The organism is Pseudomonas sp. S31, from assembly GCF_016648105.1.
Classification (GTDB): Bacteria; Pseudomonadota; Gammaproteobacteria; order Pseudomonadales; family Pseudomonadaceae; genus Aquipseudomonas.
Genome location: NZ_JACVVE010000036.1, coordinates 38,324 through 60,697, shown reverse-complemented (window position 1 = coordinate 60,697; position 22,374 = coordinate 38,324). Strand labels below are relative to the sequence as shown.

Here is a 22,374-nt window from a genome sequence, read left to right as displayed (position 1 = left end):
GGGGGGGGGGGGGGCGGGGCCTGGGGATGAGGTGGTATGGCGCAGGCCGGCGGGGGATACGGCGATCGAGGTGGTCGATATCTGGGGCGACGGTTGAGGCCTGGGGCTGCTGCGCCGCGAAAGGGCCGCAGAGCGGCCCCAACAGACTGAAGATCAGACCACGCCCTGGGCCAACATGGCATCGGCAACCTTCACGAAGCCAGCGATGTTCGCGCCCTTGACGTAGTTGACGGTGCCATCGGCCTCTTCGCCATAGTGCACGCAAGCATGGTGGATCGACTGCATGATGTGGTGCAGCTTGCTGTCCACTTCACCGGCAGTCCATAGCAGGCGCATGGCGTTCTGCGACATCTCCAGCCCCGACACTGCCACGCCACCCGCGTTGGAAGCCTTGCCCGGGGCGTAGAGGATGCCAGCCTCGATGAAGATATCCACAGCGTCCAGGGTGGTCGGCATGTTGGCGCCTTCGGCGACACAGATGCAGCCGTTGGCCAGCAGGGTACGGGCATCGTCGCTGCCCAGTTCGTTCTGGGTGGCGCATGGCAGGGCGATGTCGCACGCCAGGCTCCACGGAGTCTGGCCCTTGCGGAACTCCAGGCCGAACTGGTTGGCCAGCTCGCTGATGCGACCGCGCTTGACGTTCTTGAGCTCCATCAATGCGTCCCACTGGGCATCGGTCAGGCCGGCTTCGGCGTACAGGGTGCCCTCGGAGTCGGACAGCGAGATGACCTTGCCACCCAGGTCCATGACCTTGCGCGCCGCGTACTGGGCGACGTTACCAGAACCAGAGATGGCCACGCGGCGACCGTCGATGCGCTTGTCTTGGCGCTTGAGCATCTCTTCGGCGAAGTACACGCAGCCGTAGCCGGTGGCCTCTGGGCGAATCAGGCTGCCGCCGTAGGTCATGCCCTTGCCGGTCAGTACCGAGGTGAACTGGTTGGCCAGGCGCTTGTACTGGCCGAACATGAAGCCGATCTCGCGGGCGCCCACGCCGATGTCACCGGCCGGCACGTCGCAGTCGGCGCCGATGTGGCGGTACAGTTCGCTCATGAAAGCTTGGCAGAAACGCATGACCTCAGCGTCGCTCTTGCCCTTCGGATCGAAGTCCGAACCACCCTTGCCGCCGCCCATGGGCAGGGAGGTCAGGGAGTTCTTGAAGGTCTGCTCGAACGCCAGGAACTTGAGCACGCTCAGGTTCACCGACGGGTGGAAACGCAGGCCGCCCTTGTACGGGCCGATGGCGCTGTTCATCTGGATGCGGTAGCCGCGGTTGACCTGGACCTTGCCATGGTCATCGACCCAGGACACGCGGAACAACACTGCGCGCTCCGGCTCGACGATGCGCTCGAGGATACCGGTCTGCAGGTAATGGGGATTGGCTTCGAGGAACGGCCAGAGGCTGCGCAGCACTTCTTCCACCGCCTGGTGGAATTCTGGCTGGCCTGGATCGCGTTGCTGCAGGCGCGCGAGGAAGTGGTCGACGGATTCGATCATGGTAGACATCTCACCAAGAGGGATTGGACTTATAGGTTTTTTCAGGAATGTACCAAGAAGCAATCGCACTGGAATAGGGCGTTATGTCGTTTTTATGAAATTTTTTGGTGCGTTTATGTAAATGTATACAAAACCCTGCTTCGGCGTGGGCCTCTTCGCGGGTAAACCCGCTCCTACGGGGGATTACAAAAAACCGCAGACTGTAGGAGCGGGTTTACCCGCGAAGAAGCCCACGCTGCTTTCCAACCAAGCACAAAAATAGGGCCACGAAGGGCCCCATTCTTGTGCATCAAAAGTCTGGCTTACTGAGCCAGCTTCTTGTGCCGTACACGGTGCGGCTGAGTCGCTGCATCGCCGAGGCGTTTCTTGCGGTCGGCTTCGTACTCGGTGTAGTTGCCCTCGAAGAACACCACGTTCGAGTCGTCCTCGTACGCCAGGATGTGGGTCGCCACGCGGTCCAGGAACCAACGGTCGTGGGAAATCACGATGGCGGCGCCAGGGAAGTCCAGCAGGGCTTCTTCCAGCGAGCGCAGGGTCTCGACGTCGAGGTCGTTGGACGGTTCGTCGAGCAGCAGGACGTTGCCGCCCTCCTTCAAGGTCAGCGCCAGGTGCAGGCGGCCACGCTCACCACCGGAGAGGTCCTTGACGAACTTCTGCTGGTCGCCGCCCTTGAAGTTGAAGCGACCGACATAGGTACGCGACGGGATCTCGTAGCTGCCGATGCGGATCTGGTCGGAGCCGTCGGAGATCTGCTGGAACACGGTCTTGGCACCGTCCAGGTCCTCGCGGCTCTGGTCGACGCATGCCAGTTGCACGGTTTCACCGATCTCGATGCTGCCCGAATCCGGCTGTTCCTTGCCCATCAGCATGCGGAACAGGGTCGACTTACCGGCACCGTTACCGCCGATCACACCGACGATGGCGCCCTTGGGCATGGCGAACGACAGGTTGTCGATCAGTACGCGATCGCCATAGCCCTTGGTGACGTTCTTGAACTCGATGACCTTGTCGCCCAGGCGCGGACCGGCCGGGATGTAGATCTCGTTGGTTTCGCTGCGCTTCTGGAATTCCTGCGACTGCATCTCCTCGAAGCGCTGCAGACGTGCCTTGGACTTGGACTGGCGGGCCTTGGCGCCTTTGCGCACCCACTCCAGCTCTTCCTTCATGGCTTTTTCATGGGCGCTCTGCTGCTTGGACTCCTGCGCCAGACGCTCCGACTTGGCTTCCAGCCAGCCCGAGTAGTTGCCTTCGTACGGGATGCCGGCGCCGCGGTCCAGCTCGAGGATCCAGCCCGCGACGTTGTCGAGGAAGTAACGGTCGTGGGTGATGGCCACCACGGTGCCCGGGAAGTCGTGCAGGAAGCGCTCCAGCCAGGCCACCGAGTCGGCGTCCAGGTGGTTGGTCGGTTCGTCGAGCAGCAGCATGTCGGGAGCCGACAGCAGCAGGCGGCACAGGGCGACACGGCGCTTTTCACCACCGGAAAGGTGTTCGATACGGGCATCCCAGGCCGGCAGGCGCAGAGCGTCGGCGGCTACGTCCAGCTGACGCTCCAGGTTGTGGCCGTCGGCGGCCTGCAGGATCGCCTCGAGCTTGGCCTGCTCGGCGGCCAGCTTGTCGAAGTCGGCATCGGGCTCGGCGTAGGCGGCGTAGACCTCGTCCAGGCGAGCCTGGGCGTCCTTGATCACGCTGACCGCTTCCTCGACCACTTCACGCACGGTCTTGGTCGGGTCCAGCTGCGGCTCCTGGGGCAGGTAACCGACATTGATGTCGGGCATCGGCCGGGCTTCGCCGTCGAATTCCTTGTCGACGCCTGCCATGATCCGCAGCAGGGTGGACTTACCTGCACCGTTCAGACCAAGCACGCCGATCTTGGCGCCCGGGAAGAACGACAGGGAAATATTCTTGAGAATCTCCCGCTTCGGCGGCACGACCTTGCTCAGCCGATGCATGGTGTAGACGTATTGAGCCAAAACCAAGCCCTCTAATTCATATAGGTGAAGACATCGACGATCGCCCAGCCTGGCGGGCCGGGTGATGTGTTGACGGGTGTCATTGAACAAAGACGACCATTCTACGCCAACGCGCGGCGTTGCACAGGGTGGTCGGATGGTGGGCGGTTGGGGAGACTCTCGGAGTCCTGCGGCGGCCTATTCGCGGGTGAACCCGCTCCTACAGGGGTTTGCGGTATACCTGTAGGAGCGGGTTTACCCGCGAATAGGCCGAGCGGTTACCGCCAAGGGCTCAGACGTGGCGCTGCCTGGCCTTGCCCCGCGGCAACCGGCAGCGGTCGCCCTGCTCGGCCAGGCGCGCGGCCCAGGCGGCTTTCACGCTGAAACCTCCACTGCGGGCGGGCTGCTCGGCAACTGCGGTTTGGGCAACGGTAGCCTTGGGCTTGCTCGCCGCGACAACGGGCGCGGCGGCCACAGCTGGCGCAGTTGGCGCGACGGCAGGCGCGGCGGCCTTGGCGCTCTTGCGCAGCTCGGCCAGCGAGGGCGACTTGGCCTTGGCCACGGCCGCCGGGTCAGGCTTGACCAGCGAGCGCTGGCAGGATTTGCACGACACGTCCTCGGTCACGGCAGTGCTGACCAGGGTCTGACTGCTGCGCCCACAGGCGGAATCGAGGCCATTGGTGGAATAGTGTGTAACCAAAACCGAACATCTCCGATGCGTTGTCATTGAAGCGGGCGGCATTCTCGCACAAGTTGCAGGGCCTTGCCGAACCCCGGCCCGTCGGACGTCGGCCCACACCCGAGTGCTGGCAGTTTGCCACAATGCCAGGCATGCTAGCTGATTTCGGGCGCTCGGCCTTATAGTGCGCGCCCTTGATCGACTCAGACAGCGGCACACACCGTGCATGTCCCGAACCTGCCATCGCCAGCCTATTCGCAGGACCAACGCTTGACCGACCTCACTCAACCGTCATTGCCGCCCCTCTCGCGCAGCAGTTCTGCCGCCTCGCTGCATGCCACGGTAAAGGCTGCGCTGGCCCTGCTGGCCTTGGCACTGCTGGCTTTGCTGCTGTGGCAGCTGTTCGCCCAGTTCAGCCATACCCAGGCCGAACAGCGCCAGCAGCACCTGGTGACCAGCGCCGAACTGGCCGACCACCTGAGTCTCAACCTGGCGCTGAAGGCCGAGCAGGCGACCAACCTGGTCCAGCCTTACGTCAAGCCACCGTCGCCCGGCGCCCTGCCCAGCCTGCTGGCCACCCTGCGCGAACGCCTGCCCGCCTTGCAACAGTTGGCCTGGCTGGACCATGACGGGCGAATCCGCAGCGATACCCTGGCCGGCAGCCCCGACCGCCAGATGATTGGCGAATTGTTGACGCTCAACCAGGGCCGCGCCTACCTGTTCGCCAACGCCCCGGACAACCAGACCATCTACCTGCTCTTGCGCCAGGCGCCCGAGCAGGACCGCGGCTACTGGCTACTGCGCCTGTCACGCGACTATTACCAGTCGCTCATCGGCCACCTCGAACGCCCAGGGGAAACCCTCTGGCTGCTGGAGAACAGCCGCAGCGGCGAGGTGCTCGAGCGGCATGGCGCAGGGGCGTCCGGCACGGCGGCGCTGCAAAGCGTGATGCTGGCGTTCATCAACAACAGTACCTGGCAGTTGCGCGGCCTTTACGATGCCGACCTGGCACGTCAGAAGCTGCTGCCGGCGCTGATCGGCAAATGCCTGCTGGTGCTGCTCTGCGCCCTGCTGCCGGTACTCGCGCTGATGAGCATGCGCCGCCGCCAGCGGGCACTGCAGGAGGACCGTCGGCGCTATCAGGAAATCTTCGAAGGCACCGGCGTGGCGCTGTGCGTGCTCGACCTGTCGAGCCTGCCCGGCCAGCTCGACCGCTACCACCTGCGCAATTACGCCGCGCTCAAGCAAAGCCTGGCGCTGGACCCGAACCTGCGGCGTTCGCTACTGCTGGAGCTGAAGATCACCGAGATCAACCAGGTAGCCCGCCAACTGCTCAACGTCGAATGCCACGAAGGCGCCTGGCAGCGCCTGATCGACGGCAGCGGCGACGGTCGCGACAGCATCGGCATGCAACTGATCGATGCGCTGATCGAACAACGCCCGTTGCTGGAGCTGGAAGTGCGCCTGCCGGCTCCGCAGGGCGGCGAGCTGCACCTGTGGCTGATGGCCCGCCTACCCGAGCAACGCCGCGACTACCAGGCGGTGATCCTGAGCATCAGCGACATCACCAGCCGCAAGCAGGTGGAGCTGTCGTTGCTCGAACGCGAAAGCTTCTGGTCGGACGTGGTCCGTACCGTGCCCGATCAGCTGTACGTGCAGGACGTCTGCAGCCAGCGGATGATCTTTTCCAACCGCCACCTCGGCCAGACCCTGGGCTATGACCGCACCGAGCTGTCGCAGATGGGCGACCGCTTCTGGGAACTGCTGCTGCATCCCGGCGACGCCGCGTTGTATCAGGCGTCGCGCCAGCAGCAGCGCGGCACCGCCGACGACGAATCGCTGCACTGCCAGCTGCGTTTTCGCCACCGCGACGGCAACTGGCGCAGCTACGAAATCCGCGAGCAGGTGCTGACCCGCGACGCCGATGGCCTGGTCACCCGGATCATCGGCGTGGGCAAGGACGTGACCGTGCAGATCGAGGCCAGCCAGTCGCTGCGTGACAGCGAACAGCGCTATCGCCTGCTCGCCGAGAGCATCAGCGACGTGATCTTCTCGACCGATCGCCAGTTGCAGCTCAACTACGTCAGCCCGTCGGTACAGGCGGTCCTGGGCTACCCGGTCGACTGGATCTTCGACAACGGCTGGCAGTCGATCATCGCCAACCCAGCCCAGCTCACCGGCATCTACAGCTTGATGGAACGGGTCGGCAAGTCCATGGGCGACCATGAGCAGCTGGCGCAACTGCGGGGGCAGCTGCCCATGCAGCTGTTCCAGTTCGACTGCCTGCGCGCCGATGGTCGCAAGATTCCCATCGAGCTGCGCCTGGTGCTGGTATGGGATGACCACCAGCGCTTCGAGGGTGTGCTCGGCGTGGGCCGCGACATCAGCCAGCAGCGCCGCGCGGAAAAAGACCTGCGCATGGCCGCCACAGTCTTCGAGCATTCGACCTCGGCCATCCTCATCACCGACCCGGCCGGCTACATCGTCCAGGCCAACGAAGCATTCAGCCGCGTCAGCGGTTACGCGGCCGACGAAGTCCTCGACCAACTGCCTGGCATACTCACGGTCCACGAGGAGCAGGAAGGCCATCTGCGTTACGTGATCAAGCAACTGCACGACAACGACAGCTGGGAAGGCGAAGTCTGGCTCAAGCGCCGCAATGGCGAGCGCTATCCAGCCTGGGTCGGCATCACTGCGGTATTCGATGACGAAGGCGACCTGGCCAGCTACGTGTGCTTTTTCACCGACATCAGTGAGCGCAAGGCCAGCGAGCAGCGCATCCACCGCCTGGCCTACTACGACGCCCTGACCCACCTGCCCAACCGCACGCTGTTCCAGGATCGCCTGCACACCGCGTTGCAGCAGGCCGAGCGGCAGAAGTCGTGGGTGGTATTGATGTTCCTCGACCTGGACCGCTTCAAGCCGATCAACGACTCCCTCGGCCACGCCGCGGGCGACGCCATGCTCAAGGACATGGCCTTGCGCCTGCTGGCCTGCGTCGACGAAGACGACACCGTAGCACGCATGGGCGGTGATGAATTCACCTTGCTGCTGCAACCGCGCGCCACCCGCGAGATGGCCCTGAATCGCGCCATCCACGTGGCCGAGAGCATCCTCGGCAGCCTGGTGACGCCATTCGTGCTGGAAAGCCGCGAGTTCTTCGTCACCGCCAGCATCGGCATTGCCCTCAGCCCTCAGGACGGCAGCGAGCTGAGCCAGCTGATGAAGAACGCCGACACCGCCATGTACCACGCCAAGGAGCGTGGCAAGAACAACTTCCAGTTCTACCAGGCCGAGATGAACGCCAGCGCCCTGGAGCGCCTGGAGCTGGAAAGCGACCTGCGCCACGCCCTGGAGCAGAACGAATTCATCCTCTACTACCAGCCGCAGTTCAGCGGCGACGGCCTGCGCCTGACCGGGGCCGAGGCCCTGCTGCGATGGCGCCATCCAACCCGCGGGCTGGTGCCGCCGGGCGACTTCATCCCGGTGATCGAGGAGCTGGGCCTGGTGGTGGATGTCGGCGATTGGGTATTGCGTGAAGCCAGCCGCCAACTCAAGGCCTGGCACAACGCCAAGGTGCGGGTGCCGAAGGTGTCGGTGAACATCTCGGCGCGGCAGTTCTCCGACGGCCAGTTGGGCACGCGGATCGCCACCATCCTCGACGAGACCGGCCTGCCGCCGGCGTGCCTGGAGCTGGAGCTGACCGAGAGCATCCTGATGCGCGAGGTCAACGAAGCCATGCAGATTCTCGACAGCCTGAAGAAACTGGGCCTGAGCATCGCGGTCGACGACTTCGGCACTGGCTACTCCTCGCTCAACTACCTCAAGCAGTTCCCCATCGACGTGCTGAAGATCGACCGCACCTTCGTCGACGGCCTGCCCGAGGGCGAACAGGATGCGCAAATCGCCCGGGCGATCATCGCCATGGCCCACAGTCTCAACCTGGCGGTGATCGCCGAAGGCGTGGAAACCCACGAACAGCTTGGTTTCCTGCGCGAGCACGATTGTGACGAGGTCCAGGGCTACCTGTTCGGACGGCCGATGCCGGCCGATCAGTTCGAGGCGCAGTTCATGTTCCAGTGAACCCTGCTGTCGCAAAAAGCGGACTTCCAGGTCAACTCAAACCCGCATCCAGCCCAGGCAGGGCGCGGGATGCAACATGAGGCCCATTGGTCCGCGACTTGACGTCACTTCATATGCCAGGCCCGAGGCAATCGGTTAGAATGCCCCCCCAATTCAGCCCGATCCTTGAGGACCGCCATGTTCAGCCGTGATTTGACCATTGCCAAGTACGACGCCGAGCTCTTCGAAGCCATGCAGCAAGAAGCCCTGCGCCAGGAAGAGCATATCGAGCTGATCGCTTCGGAAAACTACACTAGCCCCGCCGTCATGGAAGCCCAGGGTTCGGTACTGACCAACAAGTACGCCGAAGGCTATCCAGGCAAGCGCTACTACGGTGGCTGCGAATACGTCGACGTGGTCGAGCAGCTGGCCATCGATCGCGCCAAGCAACTGTTCGGCGCCGACTATGCCAACGTCCAGCCGCACGCCGGCTCCCAGGCCAACGCCGCGGTCTACCTGGCCCTGCTCTCGGCCGGTGACACCATCCTCGGCATGAGCCTGGCCCACGGCGGTCACCTGACCCACGGTGCCTCGGTCAGCTCGTCGGGCAAGCTGTACAACGCCATCCAGTACGGCATCGACGGCAACGGCCTGATCGACTACGACGAAGTCGAGCGCCTGGCTGTGGAACACAAGCCGAAGATGATCGTCGCTGGCTTCTCGGCCTACTCGCAGGTACTGGACTTCGCTCGCTTCCGCGCCATCGCCGACAAGGTCGGTGCCTACCTGTTCGTCGACATGGCCCACGTGGCTGGCCTGGTCGCCGCTGGCGTGTACCCGAACCCAGTGCCGTTCGCCGACGTCGTCACCACCACCACCCACAAGACCCTGCGTGGTCCACGTGGCGGCCTGATCCTGGCGCGCGCCAATGCCGACATCGAGAAGAAGCTCAACTCGGCGGTCTTCCCTGGCGCCCAGGGTGGCCCGCTGGAGCACGTCATCGCCGCCAAGGCGATCTGCTTCAAGGAAGCGCTGCAGCCTGAGTTCAAGGCTTACCAGCAGCAAGTGGTGAAGAACGCCCAGGCCATGGCCAGCGTGTTCATCGAGCGTGGTTTCGACGTCGTTTCCGGCGGTACCCAGAACCACCTGTTCCTGCTCTCGCTGATCAAGCAGGAAATCTCCGGTAAGGACGCCGACGCCGCCCTGGGCAAGGCCTTCATCACCGTCAACAAGAACTCGGTCCCGAACGACCCACGCTCCCCGTTCGTCACCTCGGGCCTGCGCTTCGGCACCCCGGCCGTGACCACCCGTGGCTTCAAGGAAGCCGAGTGCCGCGAGCTGGCCGGCTGGATCTGCGACATCCTCGCCGACCTGAACAACGAAGCGGTGATCGACGCCGTGCGTGAGAAGGTCAAGGCCATCTGCAAGAAGCTGCCGGTGTACGGCAACTGATTGGCGATTGCCTGATGTGAAAAAGCCCGGCCATGTGCCGGGCTTTTTTCTAATGGAGCGTCCTACAACACCGCTACCGATTCGGCAACAACGGATTAGTGCTCCGGTACCAGGCGTATGTCCACACGCTGCCCCAGCGCTCTGGCGGCACTGGCGAGCGTCGCCAGCGTCATACCCGGGTCGCTTTGGTCCAGAGCTCTGTCCACGGCTGCGCGGCTCGTATGCATGCGCTCGGCCAGTGCCTTCTTGCTGACCTTCTGCTGTTTCATCGCCTCCGTCAGTTGCCAGGCAATGACTCGTTTCAGGGCAGTTGCCGTGACCTCTTCGAGCAGGCCTTCCTCGGCGAGAAAATCATCGAAATCGGAACCGATACGAGGGTTCATGGCGTGCACCTCCTGAGGCTTGTCTTGCGTTGTCTGGCCAGCGCGATGTCGACCAAAAGCGTTTTCTGGCATTTCTTGATGAATCCGTGAAGCAGAACCATTGCGCCGTCGCTCATCGTGAACATGACGCGCGCTGCGGTATCGCCCAGCCCAACGCGAACCTCCCACAGCCCGCTTTCCAACTTGCGGACCAAAGGCATGCCCATCGGCCAGCCCATCTGCACCGTCTTGATCTCGACCCCAATCACTTGGCGTTGCTCGCGTGACAAGCCTTTCAACCAATCCCGTACGGGCTCGTTGCCAAGCTCACTGCGAAAGAACAGAACCTTGATTTGCTGATCCGATACGGCCAAGTGTACCAAAAAAGGTACGCCTTTCAAGGGCCTGGTTGTGGCGGCCCATTGGTTGAATGAGGCCCATAAAAATGCCGCCATTCGGCGGCATGATCGAGTCAGCTACGGCTCTTTCCGCTGTGGGACAACGCCTCGAACCCAGCCCGAATCGCTTCTTCCGGCAGGTCATCGGCAATGAACACCATGACGCTCTCGCGGCGTTCATCCTCGCCCCATTCGGCATCCCAGTCGAAACCATAGAGCTTGAGTACGCCCTGGAACACCAGGCGTCGCTCATCGCCGGCGATGTTCAGCACGCCCTTGTAGCGCAGCAGTTGCTTGCCGTGGGTTTCCAGCAGCTCGTTCATGAAGTCGCTGAGGCGGTCGATGTCCAGTGGCGTCTCGCTGCGCAGCACCAGGGTGGAAATCCGGTCCGGGGTGGCAGGCTTGAGGATCGGACGCAGGGTGGGCCGTGGAGCCAGACCGAGGTCCGGGTTGAGGTTGAAACCGCGCACGTCGAGCAACTCGGCCAGGTCGATCCGACCGTGCTCGACCACGCGGATGGCGGCGCGGCCGTTGATCCGCGCCAGGCGTTCGCGCAGCGCTTGCACGGCCTCAGGCGTCACCAGGTCGGTCTTGCTCAACAGCAGGCGATCGGCAAAGCCCACCTGGGCCTGGGCGATGGTCTGCGCCAGGTGGGTGTCGGCATGGGCGGCGTCGACCAGGGTGATGATGCCATCGAGCAGGTAGCGCTCGCGCAGCTCCTCGTCGACGAAGAAGGTCTGCGCCACCGGCGCTGGGTCAGCCAAGCCGGTGCACTCGATGACCAGGCGCTCGAAAGCGATCTCGCCAGCATCCAGGCGTTCGAGCAGCAGGTACAGGGCACGCGTCAGGTCGCCGTGGATGCTGCAGCATACGCAGCCGTTGGCCAGGGTCATGACCTGCACCGGCTCGTCTCCCAGCAATTGGCTGTCGATGCCGGCCTCACTGAACTCGTTCTCGATGACGGCGATCTTCAGGCCGTGCTCGGCCTTGAGCATGTGCTTGAGCAATGTGGTCTTGCCGGCACCGAGGAAGCCGGTGAGCACGGTGACGGGAATGGGCGTGATCACGCAAGAATCTCCTGAAGCTGAAAATGACTGTGGGAGCCCGGTTCCCCGGGCTCCCACAGGTTCACGCATGTCGCGGGTTCAACAGCACTTGGGCCCGGACTTGCCACCATAACGCGCTTCCTGGCGTTCGCGGAAGAACGCCTCGTAGCTCATCACCGGCTTGTCCGGATGCTTGGTCTGCATGTGCTCGACATAGTTGTCGTAGTCGGGCATGCCGACCATCAGGCGGGCTGCCTGCCCCAGGTACTTACCCAGTCGACCCAGGTCGTTGAACATCGTTGCAGTCCTCTCAAGCGTCAGGCAGGGCCTGGAACGGGGATTCCTTGTCGCTGCGCTCCTTGCGACCCAGCGCGGCGTAACCGACCTTGATGGCGAAGAACAGCACGCTGAACACCACCAGCAGGAACAGCGCGGTGAGGCCGGCGTTCGTGTAGGCGTTGAAGATCACGTGCTGCATCTGGTCGATGTCCTTGGCCGGCGCCAGCACCTGGCCGGCATCCAGCGCGGTGCTGTACTTCTTGGCCAGGGCCAGGAAGCCGACCGCCGGGTTCGGGTCGAACAGCTTGATCAGGCCCGCAGCGGTGGTGCAGATCAGCAGCCAGGCAGCCGGCAGCAGGGTGACCCAGACATAGCGCTCGCGCTTCATCTTGATCAGCACTACGGTACCCAGCATCAGCGCGATACCGGCGAGCATCTGGTTGGAGATACCGAACAGCGGCCACAAGGTGTTGATACCGCCCAACGGGTCGATCACGCCCTGGTACAGCAGGTAGCCCCACAGCGCCACGCAACCGGCTGTGCCGATCAGGTTGGCGGTCCACGACTCGGTGCGCTTGAGGGCTGGCACGAAGCTACCCAGCAGGTCCTGCAGCATGAAGCGACCGGCACGGGTACCGGCATCCACTGCAGTGAGGATGAACAGCGCCTCGAACAGGATCGCGAAGTGGTACCAGAAGGCCATGGTGTTCTCACCCGGCAGCACCTGGTGCAGGATTTGCGCGATACCCACCGCCAGGGTCGGCGCACCGCCGGCACGGGCCAGCACGGTGTGCTCGCCGATGTCGCGGGCGACCGCTTCCAACTGCTCGGGGGTGATCAGGAAGCCCCAACTGCTGACCGTCTGCGCCACCGAGGCCACGTCGGCACCCACCACTGCGGCCGGGCTGTTCATGGCGAAGTACACCCCCGGCTCGATCACCGAGGCGGCGACCATGGCCATGATGGCGACGAACGATTCCATCAGCATGCCGCCGTAGCCGATGTAGCGGGCGTTGGTTTCGTTATCCAGCAGCTTGGGCGTGGTGCCCGAGGAGATCAGCGCATGGAAGCCGGACACCGCGCCACAGGCGATGGTGATGAACAGGAACGGGAACAGGGTGCCCTTCCAGACCGGGCCGGTGCCGTCGGTGAATTGGGTCAGCGCAGGCATTTTCAGCTCAGGCGCGATGACCAGGATACCGATTGCCAAGGCGACGATGGTGCCGATCTTGAGGAAGGTCGACAGGTAGTCGCGCGGCGCGAGCACCAGCCATACCGGCAGTACCGCGGCGACGAAACCGTAGCCCACCAGCATCCAGGTGATCTGCACGCCAGTGAAGGTGAAGGCCGGGCCCCAGACCGGATCTGCGGCGATCTGGCCCCCCAGCCAGATCGACAGCAGCAACAGCACCACGCCGACCACCGAGATCTCGCCGATGCGGCCCGGGCGGATGTAGCGCATGTAGATGCCCATGAACATGGCGATCGGGATGGTCGCCATCACCGTGAACATGCCCCATGGGCTCTCGGCCAGGGCCTTGACCACGATCAGCGCCAGCACCGCGAGGATGATGATCATGATCAGGAAGCAGCCGAACAAGGCAATGGTGCCGGGAATCCGGCCCATCTCCTCGCGCACCATGTCGCCCAGCGAACGACCGTTGCGGCGGGTGGACAGGAACAGGACCATGAAGTCCTGCACTGCGCCGGCCAGTACCACGCCAGCGATCAGCCACAGCGTCCCGGGCAGGTAGCCCATCTGCGCGGCGAGCACCGGGCCCACCAGGGGACCGGCGCCGGCGATGGCGGCAAAGTGGTGGCCGAAAAGAATGTGCTTGTTGGTCGGGACGTAGTCCAGACCGTCGTTGTTGAGCACCGCCGGCGTAGCCCGACGGGGGTCGAGTTGCATCACCTTGGTGGCGATGAACAGGCTGTAGTAACGATAGGCGACCAGGTAGATGGCCACTGCCGCGACCACGATCCACAAGGCATTGATCGCCTCGCCGCGACGCAGGGCAACCACACCCAGCGCACAGGCTCCTATGACGGCCAGCGCGAGCCACGGAATGTGACGTAGCAGGCTATTATTGTTGTTCATGGTTTACTTCCAGCTGGTGGATTGGAAAGACCGCCCACCGAGTCTAGGGCGAGTCATCGCGCATTGCCATACTTGCTTTGGTCTAGAGCCTCTGCGGGCAGATTGGCGATACCGGATGTGCACACAAAACTAACTACTAACTATAGTCAGGATGTCCTCCCGGAGAGCTCCACCATGAACCCACACGACGAACGCCGGCGGTTCCAGCGCATCGACTTCGACGCTCCCACCGAACTGCGCCAGGGCGAGCGGCGCTGGTCGGTGAAACTGCTCGACCTGTCGCTCAAGGGCTTGCTGATCACGCGACCGGATCCCTGGGACGCCGACCTCACCCAGGATTTCGACGCCATCATCCGCCTCGATGACCAGACCCAAGTGGCCATGCAGGTCGAACTACGTCATGAAGAGCCCGCCCGCCTGGGCTTCATCTGCCTCTATATCGACATCGACTCGATGACCCACTTGCACCGTTTGGTGGAATTGAACCTGGCCGACAGCACCGAAATGATGCGCGAGCTGCGCGAACTCATCGAATATTGAAATCTTTTAGCTAGCTAATAGCTCCTCCCCGGGGCGTTTCTTGTCTACCCAGACAGCTTTCTGTCTGGTGCACAGCATTTTGTACACACCCCTCTAACCCAGCCTCCCCAGACTTGGAACGCAATCTGCATTCCGGTGTTACGCACCCTGGGGGCCCCGTTGTGCGCGCTCAGATCAAAATGTTGTATACAATTGTTGTGGCAATCTTTTGTAGGAAGTGTCTACAGTAGCCACACAACAATAAACAGAGAGCCTGCTCCATGACCACGTCTCCTAGCACGTCTCCCGCCAAGCGCCCCGAGGACGAGAATCTTGGCCTCGGGGCCAACCTGGCCTATGGCCTGCAGCATGTGCTGACCATGTATGGGGGGATCGTTGCGGTGCCCCTGATCCTGGGGCAGGCAGCCGGTCTCAACCCCGCCGAAATCGGCCTGCTGATCGCCGCCTCGCTATTCGCCGGTGGACTGGCCACCCTGCTGCAGACCCTGGGACTGCCGTTTTTCGGCTGCCAACTGCCGCTGGTACAAGGGGTTTCGTTCGCCGGGGTCGCGACCATGGGCGCGATCCTCAGCAGCGAAGGCGGCGGTGGCCTGCCTGGGGTGCTGGGTGCCGTCATGGCAGCGTCGTTCATCGGCTTCCTGATTACGCCGGTGTTCTCGCGCATCACCAAGTTCTTCCCGCCGCTGGTGACGGGCATCGTCATCACCACCATCGGCCTGACCCTGATGCCAGTGGCGGCACGTTGGGTGATGGGCGGCAACAGCGCCTCGCCGGAGTTCGGCAGCGTGGCCAACATCGGCCTGGCTGCCCTGACCTTCGCCATCGTGCTGTTGCTGAGCAAGCTCGGCAGCGCCGCGATTTCGCGCCTGTCGATCCTCCTGGCGATGGTGGTCGGCACACTGATCGCCTGGAGCCTGGGCATGGCCGACTTCAGCAAAGTTACCGAAGGCCCGATGTTCGCCTTCCCCACGCCGTTCCACTTCGGCATGCCGACCTTCCACATCGCGGCAATCCTGTCGATGTGCATCGTGATCATGGTGACCTTGGTGGAAACCTCGGCCGATATCCTCGCGGTGGGTGAGATCATCGACACCAAGGTCGATTCCAAGCGCCTGGGCAACGGCCTGCGTGCCGACATGGCGTCGAGCATCCTGGCGCCGATCTTCGGCTCCTTCACCCAGAGCGCCTTTGCCCAGAACGTCGGTCTGGTGGCCGTGACCGGGGTCAAGAGCCGCTATGTGGTGGCCACCGGTGGGGTGATCCTGGTGGTGCTCGGCCTGCTGCCGATCATGGGCCGGATCATTGCCGCCGTGCCCACCCCGGTGCTCGGTGGCGCAGGCATTGTGCTGTTCGGCACCGTGGCGGCCAGCGGCATCCGCACCTTGTCCAAGGTCAGCTACAAGAATAACGTCAACCTGATCATCGTCGCCGCCTCGCTGGGCTTCGGCATGATCCCGATCGCCGCACCGACCTTCTACCACCAGTTCCCGAACTGGTTCGAGACCATCTTCCACTCGGGCATCAGTTCCTCGGCGATCATGGCCATCCTGCTGAACCTGATCTTCAACCACTTCACCAAAGGCAATTCAGACCAGCAGTCGGTGTTCGCCGCAGGCTACGAGCGCACCATCCAGTACTCCGACATCTCGGCGCTGCGCGATGGAGACTATTTCAAGGACGGCAAGCTGTTCGATGCCGAGGGCAACGAGGTGCCGGTGCAGGAGTCTGCCGAGCAAGGCAGCGAAACGCCCCGGCGCAGTGCCGTGGCGGAGCATTGAGCGAGCGGTAGTCCGTCGGGGGATTTGCAGCAACGCGAATATCGCGCGCCGCGCGGGCGGCGCACGATCTCGTAAGCGCCACATCACTACCGGCGAACCTCATTCGAACAACGCATCCAGCGCCTGTTCCAGACGCGTCACCGCAATCACCTGCAACCCCGCCGGGGCCTCCTTCGGCGCATTGCCCTTGGGCACGATGGCGCGCTTGAAGCCATGCTTGGCCGCCTCTTTCAAGCGCTCCTGGCCGCTGGGCACCGGCCGCACTTCACCCGACAAACCGATCTCGCCAAAGACCAGCAGCCCATGGGCCAGTGGCCGGTTGCGCAGGCTCGACATCACCGCGGCCAGCAGGGCCAGGTCCGAGGCCGTCTCCAGCACCTTGACCCCGCCGACCACGTTGAGGAACACGTCCTGGTCGTGGGTAGGGATGCTGCCATGCCGGTGCAGCACCGCCAGCAGCATGGCCAGGCGATTCTGGTCCAGGCCGAGGGTGACCCGCCGCGGGTTGGCCAGGTGACTGTCGTCGACCAGCGCCTGCACCTCCACCAGCATTGGCCGGGTGCCTTCCCAGGTAGCCATGACCACGCTGCCTGGCACCTCGTCCTGGGTGCGGTTGAGGAAAATCGCCGAAGGGTTGGACACCTCCTTGAGGCCGCGATCGGTCATACCGAACACGCCCAGCTCGTTGACCGCGCCGAAGCGGTTCTTCACCGCCCGCAGCAGGCGCAGGCGGCCATCGGACTCCCCTTCGAAATACAGCACGGTGTCGACCATGTGTTCGAGCACCCGCGGGCCGGCCAGCGAACCCTCCTTGGTGACATGGCCGACCAGGAAGATCGCCGTGCCGCTCTGTTTGGCATAGCGCACCAGCAGCGCCGCGCTTTCACGCACCTGGGCAACGCCGCCGGGCGCCGATTGCAGCTGTTCGGTGAAGATGGTCTGGATCGAGTCGATCACCATGACCCGGGGTTTCTCCTGACGCGCCGTGGCGATGATGGCCTCGATGCAGGTCTCGGTCATGACCTTGAGCTGGTCCTGGGGCAGGCCAAGGCGACGCGAGCGCATGGCTACCTGCTGTTGCGACTCCTCGCCGGTAACGTACAGCGCGGGCATGCCCACGGCGATGTTGCACAAGGTTTGCAGAAGGATGGTCGACTTGCCGATGCCCGGATCGCCGCCAATCAGCACCACCGAGCCATCGACCAGGCCGCCACCCAGCACCCGGTCCAGCTCGGTACTGCTGGTGGTGAAGCGCGGGATCTCCTCGACGCTGACCTCGGCCAAGGTCTTGATCTGCGCCTGCTGCCCCGCCCAACCGGTGCGACCGCTGGGAGCCGCTGCGCCACCGCTCTCGATCATGGTCTCGACGAGGGTGTTCCAGGCGCCGCATTCGCCGCACTGGCCGGCCCATTTGGGGAAGGTCGCGCCGCACTCGGTGCAGCCATACAAGCGCTTGGCCTTGGCCATGGGGCAGGTCTCCTGGGAAAAAACCGCCATGATAGCCGAGGCAGACGTGTCTCGAACGCATCGAGACGCGACAAAACTATTCGTTCTAACGGCAGTCTTTAGCCCTGAGCGCCACGCATGAAGCGTTCAGGTGGCTTACACTGCGTTTACCTCACCATTTGTTACAAGGAATCAAACATGGGCATGCTCAGTGAGTTCAAGGCCTTCGCGGTCAAAGGCAATGTCGTCGACATGGCGGTCGGTATCATCATCGGCGCGGCCTTCGGCAAAATCGTCTCCTCGTTCGTCGGGGACGTGGTGATGCCGCCACTGGGGCTGCTGATCGGCGGTGTCGACTTCAGTGACCTGGCCATCACCCTCAAGGCCGCCGAAGGCGATGTACCGGCGGTGGTGCTGGCCTACGGCAAGTTCATCCAGACGGTGATCGACTTCATCATCATCGCCTTCGCCATCTTCATGGGCATCAAGGTGATCAACCGCCTCAAGCGCGAAGAGGCCGTGGCGCCCAGCGCCCCGCCGGCGCCGACGCCTTCTGAAACCCTGCTGACCGAGATCCGCGACCTGCTCAAGGCGCAGGACCACAACCGTCTGCCCTGAGGGTCGCCAGGGCCGCGCAACGCGGCCCTGGTTTTACCAGTAGTTCTCGACCGCCACCTGGCCGGGCCGCTTGCTCAGGCTCAGTTGCAGGTCGCGCGCCTTCAGGACCTTGCGCGTTTCATCGATCATCTGCGGGTTGCCGCAGAGCATGATGCGCGAATGTTCCGGCGACAACTCGAGCCCAGCGGCTTTCTCCAACTCGCCATTCTCGATCAGCGTGGTGATGCGCGCGTTCAACGCGCCTGGGTGCTGCTCACGGGTGACCACCGGAATGAACCGCAGCTTGCCGGCGAACTCCGCCAGGTAGTCGCGCTGCTCGAGCCCGGCGATTTCCTCCAGGTAGGCCAGCTCCTTGGCCTCGCGCACGGAGTACACCAAGCGAATGTTGTCGAAGCGCTCCCAGGCCTCGAAGTCCTGCAGGATCGACATGAACGGCGCGATACCAGTACCGGTGGCCAGCAGCCAGAGGTCGCGGCCACCCACGAAGCGGTCGAGGGTCAGGTAGCCGAACGCCTGGCGGTCGACCAGCAAGGTGTCGCCTTCGCCCAACCGGCTCAGCTCGCTGGTGAACTCACCGCCTGGTACCACGATCGAGAAGAAATCCAGGTGCTCGTCATGGGGCGCGCTGACCATCGAATACGCCCGCCACACCACGCTGCCGTCGGCCTTGGTCACCCCCAGCCGGGCGAACTGGCCGGCACGGAAACGAAACCCGGTGTCACGAGTGGTCCGCAGGCTGAACAGGTTCGGCGTCAACGGATGGACTTCGAGCAGGGTCTGGCGGGTGAATTTTTCGGCGCTGGCGGTCATGAGGGTCTCCATGGGTGGCATGGGCCAAGTTTCGCGCAAAGTGACTCGAATAAACACCACTGGTTTGTAGGGCCAGCGCTTACAAGCTGGCCCCTGGCCCAGCCAAATAGGGCTCATATAGCAAAAAAACCCAACAGGATGCTGGGACATTTTCTACAATCCATCTGCAGTTCGAATGGATTGAGATTGGCCACAACAGGAGTTTTTACCGATGCCAACGCGCCACTGGAACCCCGAGCGCCTGCACCAGTTCGTCAGCGAGCGTTCGCCACAGCGCTTGTTCGACCTCGCGGTACACTTGGCGCAAGAGCTCGGCATGGAGTACCTGGGGCTGAAACTTCGCATCCAGGTGGCCACGCAAACCCCGCGGTTGTTCCTCTACAGCAACTATCCAAGCGATTGGATCGAGCGCTACCAGCGCGACGACTTTACCGGCAAGATCCAGCAGCAGCGCACAGCCATGGCTCGACCATGCCGGTGCTGTGGACCGAAGACCTGTATAGCGAAGCCCCGCACTTTCGCCAGGCAGCCCGCGCGCACGGCTTGTGTCACGGCTGGACCCAGTCGGTCCATGACTTGCAGCACAATGAAAGCCAGCTGAGCGTAGCCAGGCCGCAGCCCCGGATCAGCATGGCCGAGCTCTACGACAAGGCCGGCAGCGTGCAGTGGCTGTGTCACACCTTGCATGCCGTGCTCAGCGAGCACCACCTGGAAGAAATCTGCCCACCCACGCCGAAGATGAGCGACCGCGAGCTGGAAGTGCTGAAGTGGTCCGCCGCCGGCAAGACTGCCGCCGACGTCGCCTGCATCCTGTCGTTGTCGCAAAGCACGGTCAATTTCCACATCCGCAGCGTCATCACCAAGACCAACGCCGCCAACAAGGCCGGTGCCATCGCCATTGCCGCCCTGCGCGGGTGGATCTGACACCCCGCCCTGCGATCCTCGCTAAAGCCCTGTAGAATCCGCGGCAAAGGCCCGTGGCGATCCGCAGCGGGCAGATCCGTACCCGAGCCAGACGCCATGCCCCTGTTCACCTCCCCGTATGCCCAACTCGACCTGATCCGCCAGCCGGACCAGGCCAACGATCCCCTGCAGGCGTTCGACGCCGCCGACGAGTACCTGCTCGAACAGCTGCATGCCCAGGCGCCGGGAGCCGATTGCCGGGTGCTGGTGCTCAACGACAGTTTCGGCGCCCTGGCCGCCAGCCTGGCCGGGCACCTGCCGGTGGTCAGCAGCGGCGATTCGCATCTGGCGCGCATGGCCCTGGAAAAGAACCTGGCGCGCAACGACAAGGCCTACGACAGCGTGCCCTTCATCCCGGCCAGCGAGCCGTGGCAGGGCCCGTTCGACCGTGTGCTGGTGCGCGTACCAAAAACCCTGGCGCTGCTCGAAGAGCAGTTGATCCGCCTGCAAGGCCATCTGGCCCCCGGCGCACAGGTGATCGCTGGCGCCATGATCAAGCACCTGCCGCGCGCAGCGGGCGAGCTGCTGGATAAGTACATCGGCCCGATGCAGGCCTCCCTGGCCCAGAAGAAGGCGCGCCTGCTCAGCGCCAATTGGGCCGGGCGCCCCGCCGCACAGTCGCCCTACCCGACCCGTTACCGCCTCGACAAGCCGGCGCTGGAGCTGGTCAACCATGCCAACGTGTTCTGCCGCGACGGGCTCGACATCGGCACCCGCGCCTTCCTCCCGCACCTGCCGCGCGACCTGGGCAGTGCCCGTGTCGCCGATCTCGGCTGCGGCAATGGCGTGCTGGCGATCGCCAGCGCCGTGGCCAACCCGGATGCGCAATACACCCTGGTGGACGAGTCGTACATGGCCGTGCAGTCGGCGCGGGAGAACTGGCAGGCAGCCCTCGGTGGGCGGCCCGTGGAGGTGCAGGCAGGCGATGGCCTGGCCGGCGTCGAAAAGCAGTCGCTGGATGTGGTGCTGTGCAACCCGCCGTTCCACCAGCAGCAGGTGGTGGGCGACTTCCTCGCCTGGCGCATGTTCCAGCAGGCGCGCGAGGCGCTGGTGGTGGGTGGCGCGCTGTACATCGTCGGCAACCGCCACCTGGGCTATCACAACAAGCTGGCACGGCTGTTCCGTGGCGTCGAGCAGGTGGCGGCGACGCCCAAGTTCGTGATTCTCAAGGCCCGCAAGTAAAACCCTGGGGCGCTTTGCGCCCCCAGGACCTCAATGGGTGGTCAACCCCGCCGCCCCCATGAACAGCCGCATCACCCAAGCCGCCACACCCAGTGCGGCAACGCTCATCGCCCAGATCAGCACCAACCAGCCCAGGCGCTGCCACAGCGGCTTCTTCTCTTCCAGATCATGCTTTTCCAGGCCATGCTTGCCGGTCATGCTGCGGCCCTCCTAGTGGTAGCCATCTTCGTGGGTCACCTTGCCGCGGAACACGTAGTAGCTCCAGAAGGTGTAGCCGAGGATGAACGGCAGGATGAACAACGTGCCCACCAGCATGAACCCCTGGCTCTGCGGCGGCGCCGCCGCATCCCAGATCGAGATCGATGGCGGGATGATGTTCGGCCACAAGCTGATGCCCAAGCCGCTATAGCCCAGGAAGATCAGCACCAGGGTCAGCAGGAACGGCGTGTAGTGGGCATTGCGTGCGACCGCCTTGAGCAGCCCGTAGAAGGTCACCAGCACCAGGATCGGCACCGGCATGAACCAGATCAGGTTTGGCATGCTGAACCAGCGGTCGGCGATCTGCGGGTAAGCGATCGGCGTCCAGAGGCTGACGATGCCGATCACCGCCAGCAGTACCAGCGCCAACGGCCGCCCGAGGTTGTGCATCTGCTCCTGCAATGGCCCTTCGGTCTTCATGATCAACCAGGTACAGCCCAACAGAGCATAGGCGACGATCAGACCCAGGCCGCTGAACAGGCTGAACGGCGTCAGCCAGTCCAGCGAGCCGCCGGCATAGTGCCGATCGACCACCTTGAAGCCCTCGATGAACGCGCCCAGCGCCACGCCCTGGAAGAACGTGGCCACCAGCGAGCCCCAGATGAATGCCTTGTCCCACAGGTGCCGGCGCGCGGCGGTGGCCTTGAAGCGGAACTCGAAGGCCACGCCGCGGAAGATCAGCCCGATCAGCATCAGGATCAGCGGCAAGTACAGCGCTTCGAGCACCACGGCATAGGCCATCGGGAAGGCGCCGAACAGCCCCGCACCGCCCAGCACCAGCCAGGTCTCGTTGCCGTCCCAGACCGGTGCCACGGTATTCATCATCACGTCGCGGTCTTGCTCTGCCTTGACGAAGGGGAAGAGGATGCCGATGCCGAGATCGAAGCCATCCATCACCACGTACATCATCACGCCGAAGATGATGATCACGGCCCAGATCAGCGGAAGGTCGATACCCAT

18 protein-coding genes and 2 pseudogenes are annotated in these 22,374 nt (G+C 63.7%); 8 read left to right on the top strand and 12 right to left on the bottom strand.

The annotated features are described in order from the left end of the window. Positions 1 to 97 (top strand): annotated as a pseudogene (locus IAE37_RS29100) (transcription elongation factor GreAB); the annotation flags it as partial. A gap of 56 nt (positions 98 to 153) precedes the next feature. Here IAE37_RS29100 and gdhA read toward each other — a convergent pair. The 3 genes from gdhA to IAE37_RS22475 all read right to left on the bottom strand — a co-directional run bounded on the left by gdhA (position 154) and on the right by IAE37_RS22475 (position 4,143). Further along, positions 154 to 1,494, bottom strand: coding sequence for an NADP-specific glutamate dehydrogenase (gene gdhA / locus IAE37_RS22485; protein ID WP_201177106.1), 1,341 nt, complete (start codon positions 1,492 to 1,494; stop codon positions 154 to 156). Between the two features lie 302 nt (positions 1,495 to 1,796). After that, complete coding sequence (gene ettA, locus IAE37_RS22480; protein WP_201177107.1) at positions 1,797 to 3,464, bottom strand: energy-dependent translational throttle protein EttA; 1,668 nt, start codon at positions 3,462 to 3,464, stop codon at positions 1,797 to 1,799. Positions 3,465 to 3,735: 271 nt separating this feature from the next. Further along, complete coding sequence (locus IAE37_RS22475) at positions 3,736 to 4,143, bottom strand: hypothetical protein (protein WP_201177105.1); 408 nt, start codon at positions 4,141 to 4,143, stop codon at positions 3,736 to 3,738. Positions 4,144 to 4,392: 249 nt separating this feature from the next. Between IAE37_RS22475 and IAE37_RS22470 the strand changes: the two genes are divergently transcribed. Then, on the top strand, positions 4,393 to 8,205 hold the full coding sequence (locus tag IAE37_RS22470) for a sensor domain-containing protein (RefSeq protein ID WP_201177103.1): 3,813 nt from the start codon (positions 4,393 to 4,395) through the stop codon (positions 8,203 to 8,205). Positions 8,206 to 8,382: 177 nt separating this feature from the next. Beyond that, entirely contained in the window at positions 8,383 to 9,636 is a 1,254-nt protein-coding gene (gene glyA, locus IAE37_RS22465; RefSeq protein WP_201177101.1) for a serine hydroxymethyltransferase, read from the top strand. A 95-nt stretch (positions 9,637 to 9,731) separates the two neighbouring features. On the opposite strand, the gene IAE37_RS22460 is transcribed toward glyA, so the two are convergent. From IAE37_RS22460 to IAE37_RS22440, 5 genes are all read right to left on the bottom strand, one after another. Then, a complete protein-coding gene (locus tag IAE37_RS22460) occupies positions 9,732 to 10,019 on the bottom strand; it encodes an XRE family transcriptional regulator (protein WP_201177099.1) in 288 nt (95 codons plus the stop codon). Beyond that, positions 10,016 to 10,453, bottom strand: a complete 438-nt coding sequence (locus tag IAE37_RS22455; protein WP_201177097.1) for a type II toxin-antitoxin system RelE/ParE family toxin — start codon at positions 10,451 to 10,453, stop codon at positions 10,016 to 10,018. Before IAE37_RS22455 ends, IAE37_RS22460 begins: the two co-directional genes overlap by 4 nt. 17 nt (positions 10,454 to 10,470) lie before the next feature. Further along, the gene (gene yjiA / locus IAE37_RS22450; protein WP_201177095.1) at positions 10,471 to 11,463 is read right to left on the bottom strand and encodes a GTPase; all 993 of its coding nucleotides are present in this window, start codon (positions 11,461 to 11,463) and stop codon (positions 10,471 to 10,473) included. Between the two features lie 78 nt (positions 11,464 to 11,541). Next, entirely contained in the window at positions 11,542 to 11,739 is a 198-nt protein-coding gene (locus IAE37_RS22445; protein WP_008094130.1) for a YbdD/YjiX family protein, read from the bottom strand. Positions 11,740 to 11,752: 13 nt separating this feature from the next. After that, positions 11,753 to 13,819: a carbon starvation CstA family protein gene (locus IAE37_RS22440; RefSeq protein ID WP_201177093.1), complete on the bottom strand. Its 2,067-nt coding sequence runs from the start codon at positions 13,817 to 13,819 to the stop codon at positions 11,753 to 11,755. A gap of 174 nt (positions 13,820 to 13,993) precedes the next feature. Here IAE37_RS22440 and IAE37_RS22435 point away from each other — a divergent pair, with 174 nt between their 5' ends. Both IAE37_RS22435 and IAE37_RS22430 read left to right on the top strand, forming a co-directional pair. Beyond that, on the top strand, positions 13,994 to 14,359 hold the full coding sequence (locus IAE37_RS22435) for a PilZ domain-containing protein (protein WP_201177091.1): 366 nt from the start codon (positions 13,994 to 13,996) through the stop codon (positions 14,357 to 14,359). A gap of 260 nt (positions 14,360 to 14,619) precedes the next feature. Then, positions 14,620 to 16,137 (top strand): nucleobase:cation symporter-2 family protein, encoded by a 1,518-nt coding sequence (locus IAE37_RS22430; RefSeq protein ID WP_201177090.1) that lies wholly within the window; start codon positions 14,620 to 14,622, stop codon positions 16,135 to 16,137. A gap of 99 nt (positions 16,138 to 16,236) precedes the next feature. On the opposite strand, the gene radA is transcribed toward IAE37_RS22430, so the two are convergent. Beyond that, positions 16,237 to 17,604: a DNA repair protein RadA gene (radA, locus tag IAE37_RS22425; protein ID WP_201177089.1), complete on the bottom strand. Its 1,368-nt coding sequence runs from the start codon at positions 17,602 to 17,604 to the stop codon at positions 16,237 to 16,239. Between the two features lie 177 nt (positions 17,605 to 17,781). Here radA and mscL point away from each other — a divergent pair, with 177 nt between their 5' ends. Beyond that, positions 17,782 to 18,201: a large-conductance mechanosensitive channel protein MscL gene (gene mscL, locus IAE37_RS22420; protein WP_201177088.1), complete on the top strand. Its 420-nt coding sequence runs from the start codon at positions 17,782 to 17,784 to the stop codon at positions 18,199 to 18,201. 33 nt (positions 18,202 to 18,234) lie between these two features. Here mscL and IAE37_RS22415 read toward each other — a convergent pair whose 3' ends face one another. After that, positions 18,235 to 19,011: a ferredoxin--NADP reductase gene (locus IAE37_RS22415; protein WP_201177087.1), complete on the bottom strand. Its 777-nt coding sequence runs from the start codon at positions 19,009 to 19,011 to the stop codon at positions 18,235 to 18,237. A gap of 211 nt (positions 19,012 to 19,222) precedes the next feature. Here IAE37_RS22415 and IAE37_RS22410 point away from each other — a divergent pair. Continuing rightward, positions 19,223 to 19,935 (top strand): annotated as a pseudogene (locus IAE37_RS22410) (autoinducer binding domain-containing protein). A gap of 96 nt (positions 19,936 to 20,031) precedes the next feature. Then, entirely contained in the window at positions 20,032 to 21,156 is a 1,125-nt protein-coding gene (locus IAE37_RS22405; RefSeq protein WP_201177086.1) for a methyltransferase, read from the top strand. 30 nt (positions 21,157 to 21,186) lie between these two features. Here the strand turns inward: IAE37_RS22405 and IAE37_RS22400 are convergent, their stop codons facing one another. Both IAE37_RS22400 and cydB read right to left on the bottom strand, forming a co-directional pair. Further along, entirely contained in the window at positions 21,187 to 21,354 is a 168-nt protein-coding gene (locus IAE37_RS22400) for a DUF2474 domain-containing protein (RefSeq protein WP_201177085.1), read from the bottom strand. A 12-nt stretch (positions 21,355 to 21,366) separates the two neighbouring features. After that, the gene (gene cydB / locus IAE37_RS22395) at positions 21,367 to 22,374 is read right to left on the bottom strand and encodes a cytochrome d ubiquinol oxidase subunit II (protein WP_201177084.1); all 1,008 of its coding nucleotides are present in this window, start codon (positions 22,372 to 22,374) and stop codon (positions 21,367 to 21,369) included.

What these genes read in the sequence shown, in the direction of transcription:
- gdhA (WP_201177106.1), bottom strand. Translation starts at nt 1,494, where the DNA reads ATGATCGAATCCGTCGACCACTTCCTCGCGCGCCTGCAGCAACGCGAT.
- glyA (WP_201177101.1), top strand. Translation starts at nt 8,383, where the DNA reads ATGTTCAGCCGTGATTTGACCATTGCCAAGTACGACGCCGAGCTCTTC.
- IAE37_RS22460 (WP_201177099.1), bottom strand. Translation starts at nt 10,019, where the DNA reads ATGAACCCTCGTATCGGTTCCGATTTCGATGATTTTCTCGCCGAGGAA.
- IAE37_RS22455 (WP_201177097.1), bottom strand. Translation starts at nt 10,453, where the DNA reads ATGGCGGCATTTTTATGGGCCTCATTCAACCAATGGGCCGCCACAACC.
- IAE37_RS22445 (WP_008094130.1), bottom strand. Translation starts at nt 11,739, where the DNA reads ATGTTCAACGACCTGGGTCGACTGGGTAAGTACCTGGGGCAGGCAGCC.
- IAE37_RS22440 (WP_201177093.1), bottom strand. Translation starts at nt 13,819, where the DNA reads ATGAACAACAATAATAGCCTGCTACGTCACATTCCGTGGCTCGCGCTG.
- IAE37_RS22435 (WP_201177091.1), top strand. Translation starts at nt 13,994, where the DNA reads ATGAACCCACACGACGAACGCCGGCGGTTCCAGCGCATCGACTTCGAC.
- IAE37_RS22430 (WP_201177090.1), top strand. Translation starts at nt 14,620, where the DNA reads ATGACCACGTCTCCTAGCACGTCTCCCGCCAAGCGCCCCGAGGACGAG.
- radA (WP_201177089.1), bottom strand. Translation starts at nt 17,604, where the DNA reads ATGGCCAAGGCCAAGCGCTTGTATGGCTGCACCGAGTGCGGCGCGACC.
- mscL (WP_201177088.1), top strand. Translation starts at nt 17,782, where the DNA reads ATGGGCATGCTCAGTGAGTTCAAGGCCTTCGCGGTCAAAGGCAATGTC.
- IAE37_RS22415 (WP_201177087.1), bottom strand. Translation starts at nt 19,011, where the DNA reads ATGACCGCCAGCGCCGAAAAATTCACCCGCCAGACCCTGCTCGAAGTC.
- IAE37_RS22405 (WP_201177086.1), top strand. Translation starts at nt 20,032, where the DNA reads ATGCCCCTGTTCACCTCCCCGTATGCCCAACTCGACCTGATCCGCCAG.
- IAE37_RS22400 (WP_201177085.1), bottom strand. Translation starts at nt 21,354, where the DNA reads ATGACCGGCAAGCATGGCCTGGAAAAGCATGATCTGGAAGAGAAGAAG.
- cydB (WP_201177084.1), bottom strand. Translation starts at nt 22,374, where the DNA reads ATGGGTATCGACCTTCCGCTGATCTGGGCCGTGATCATCATCTTCGGC.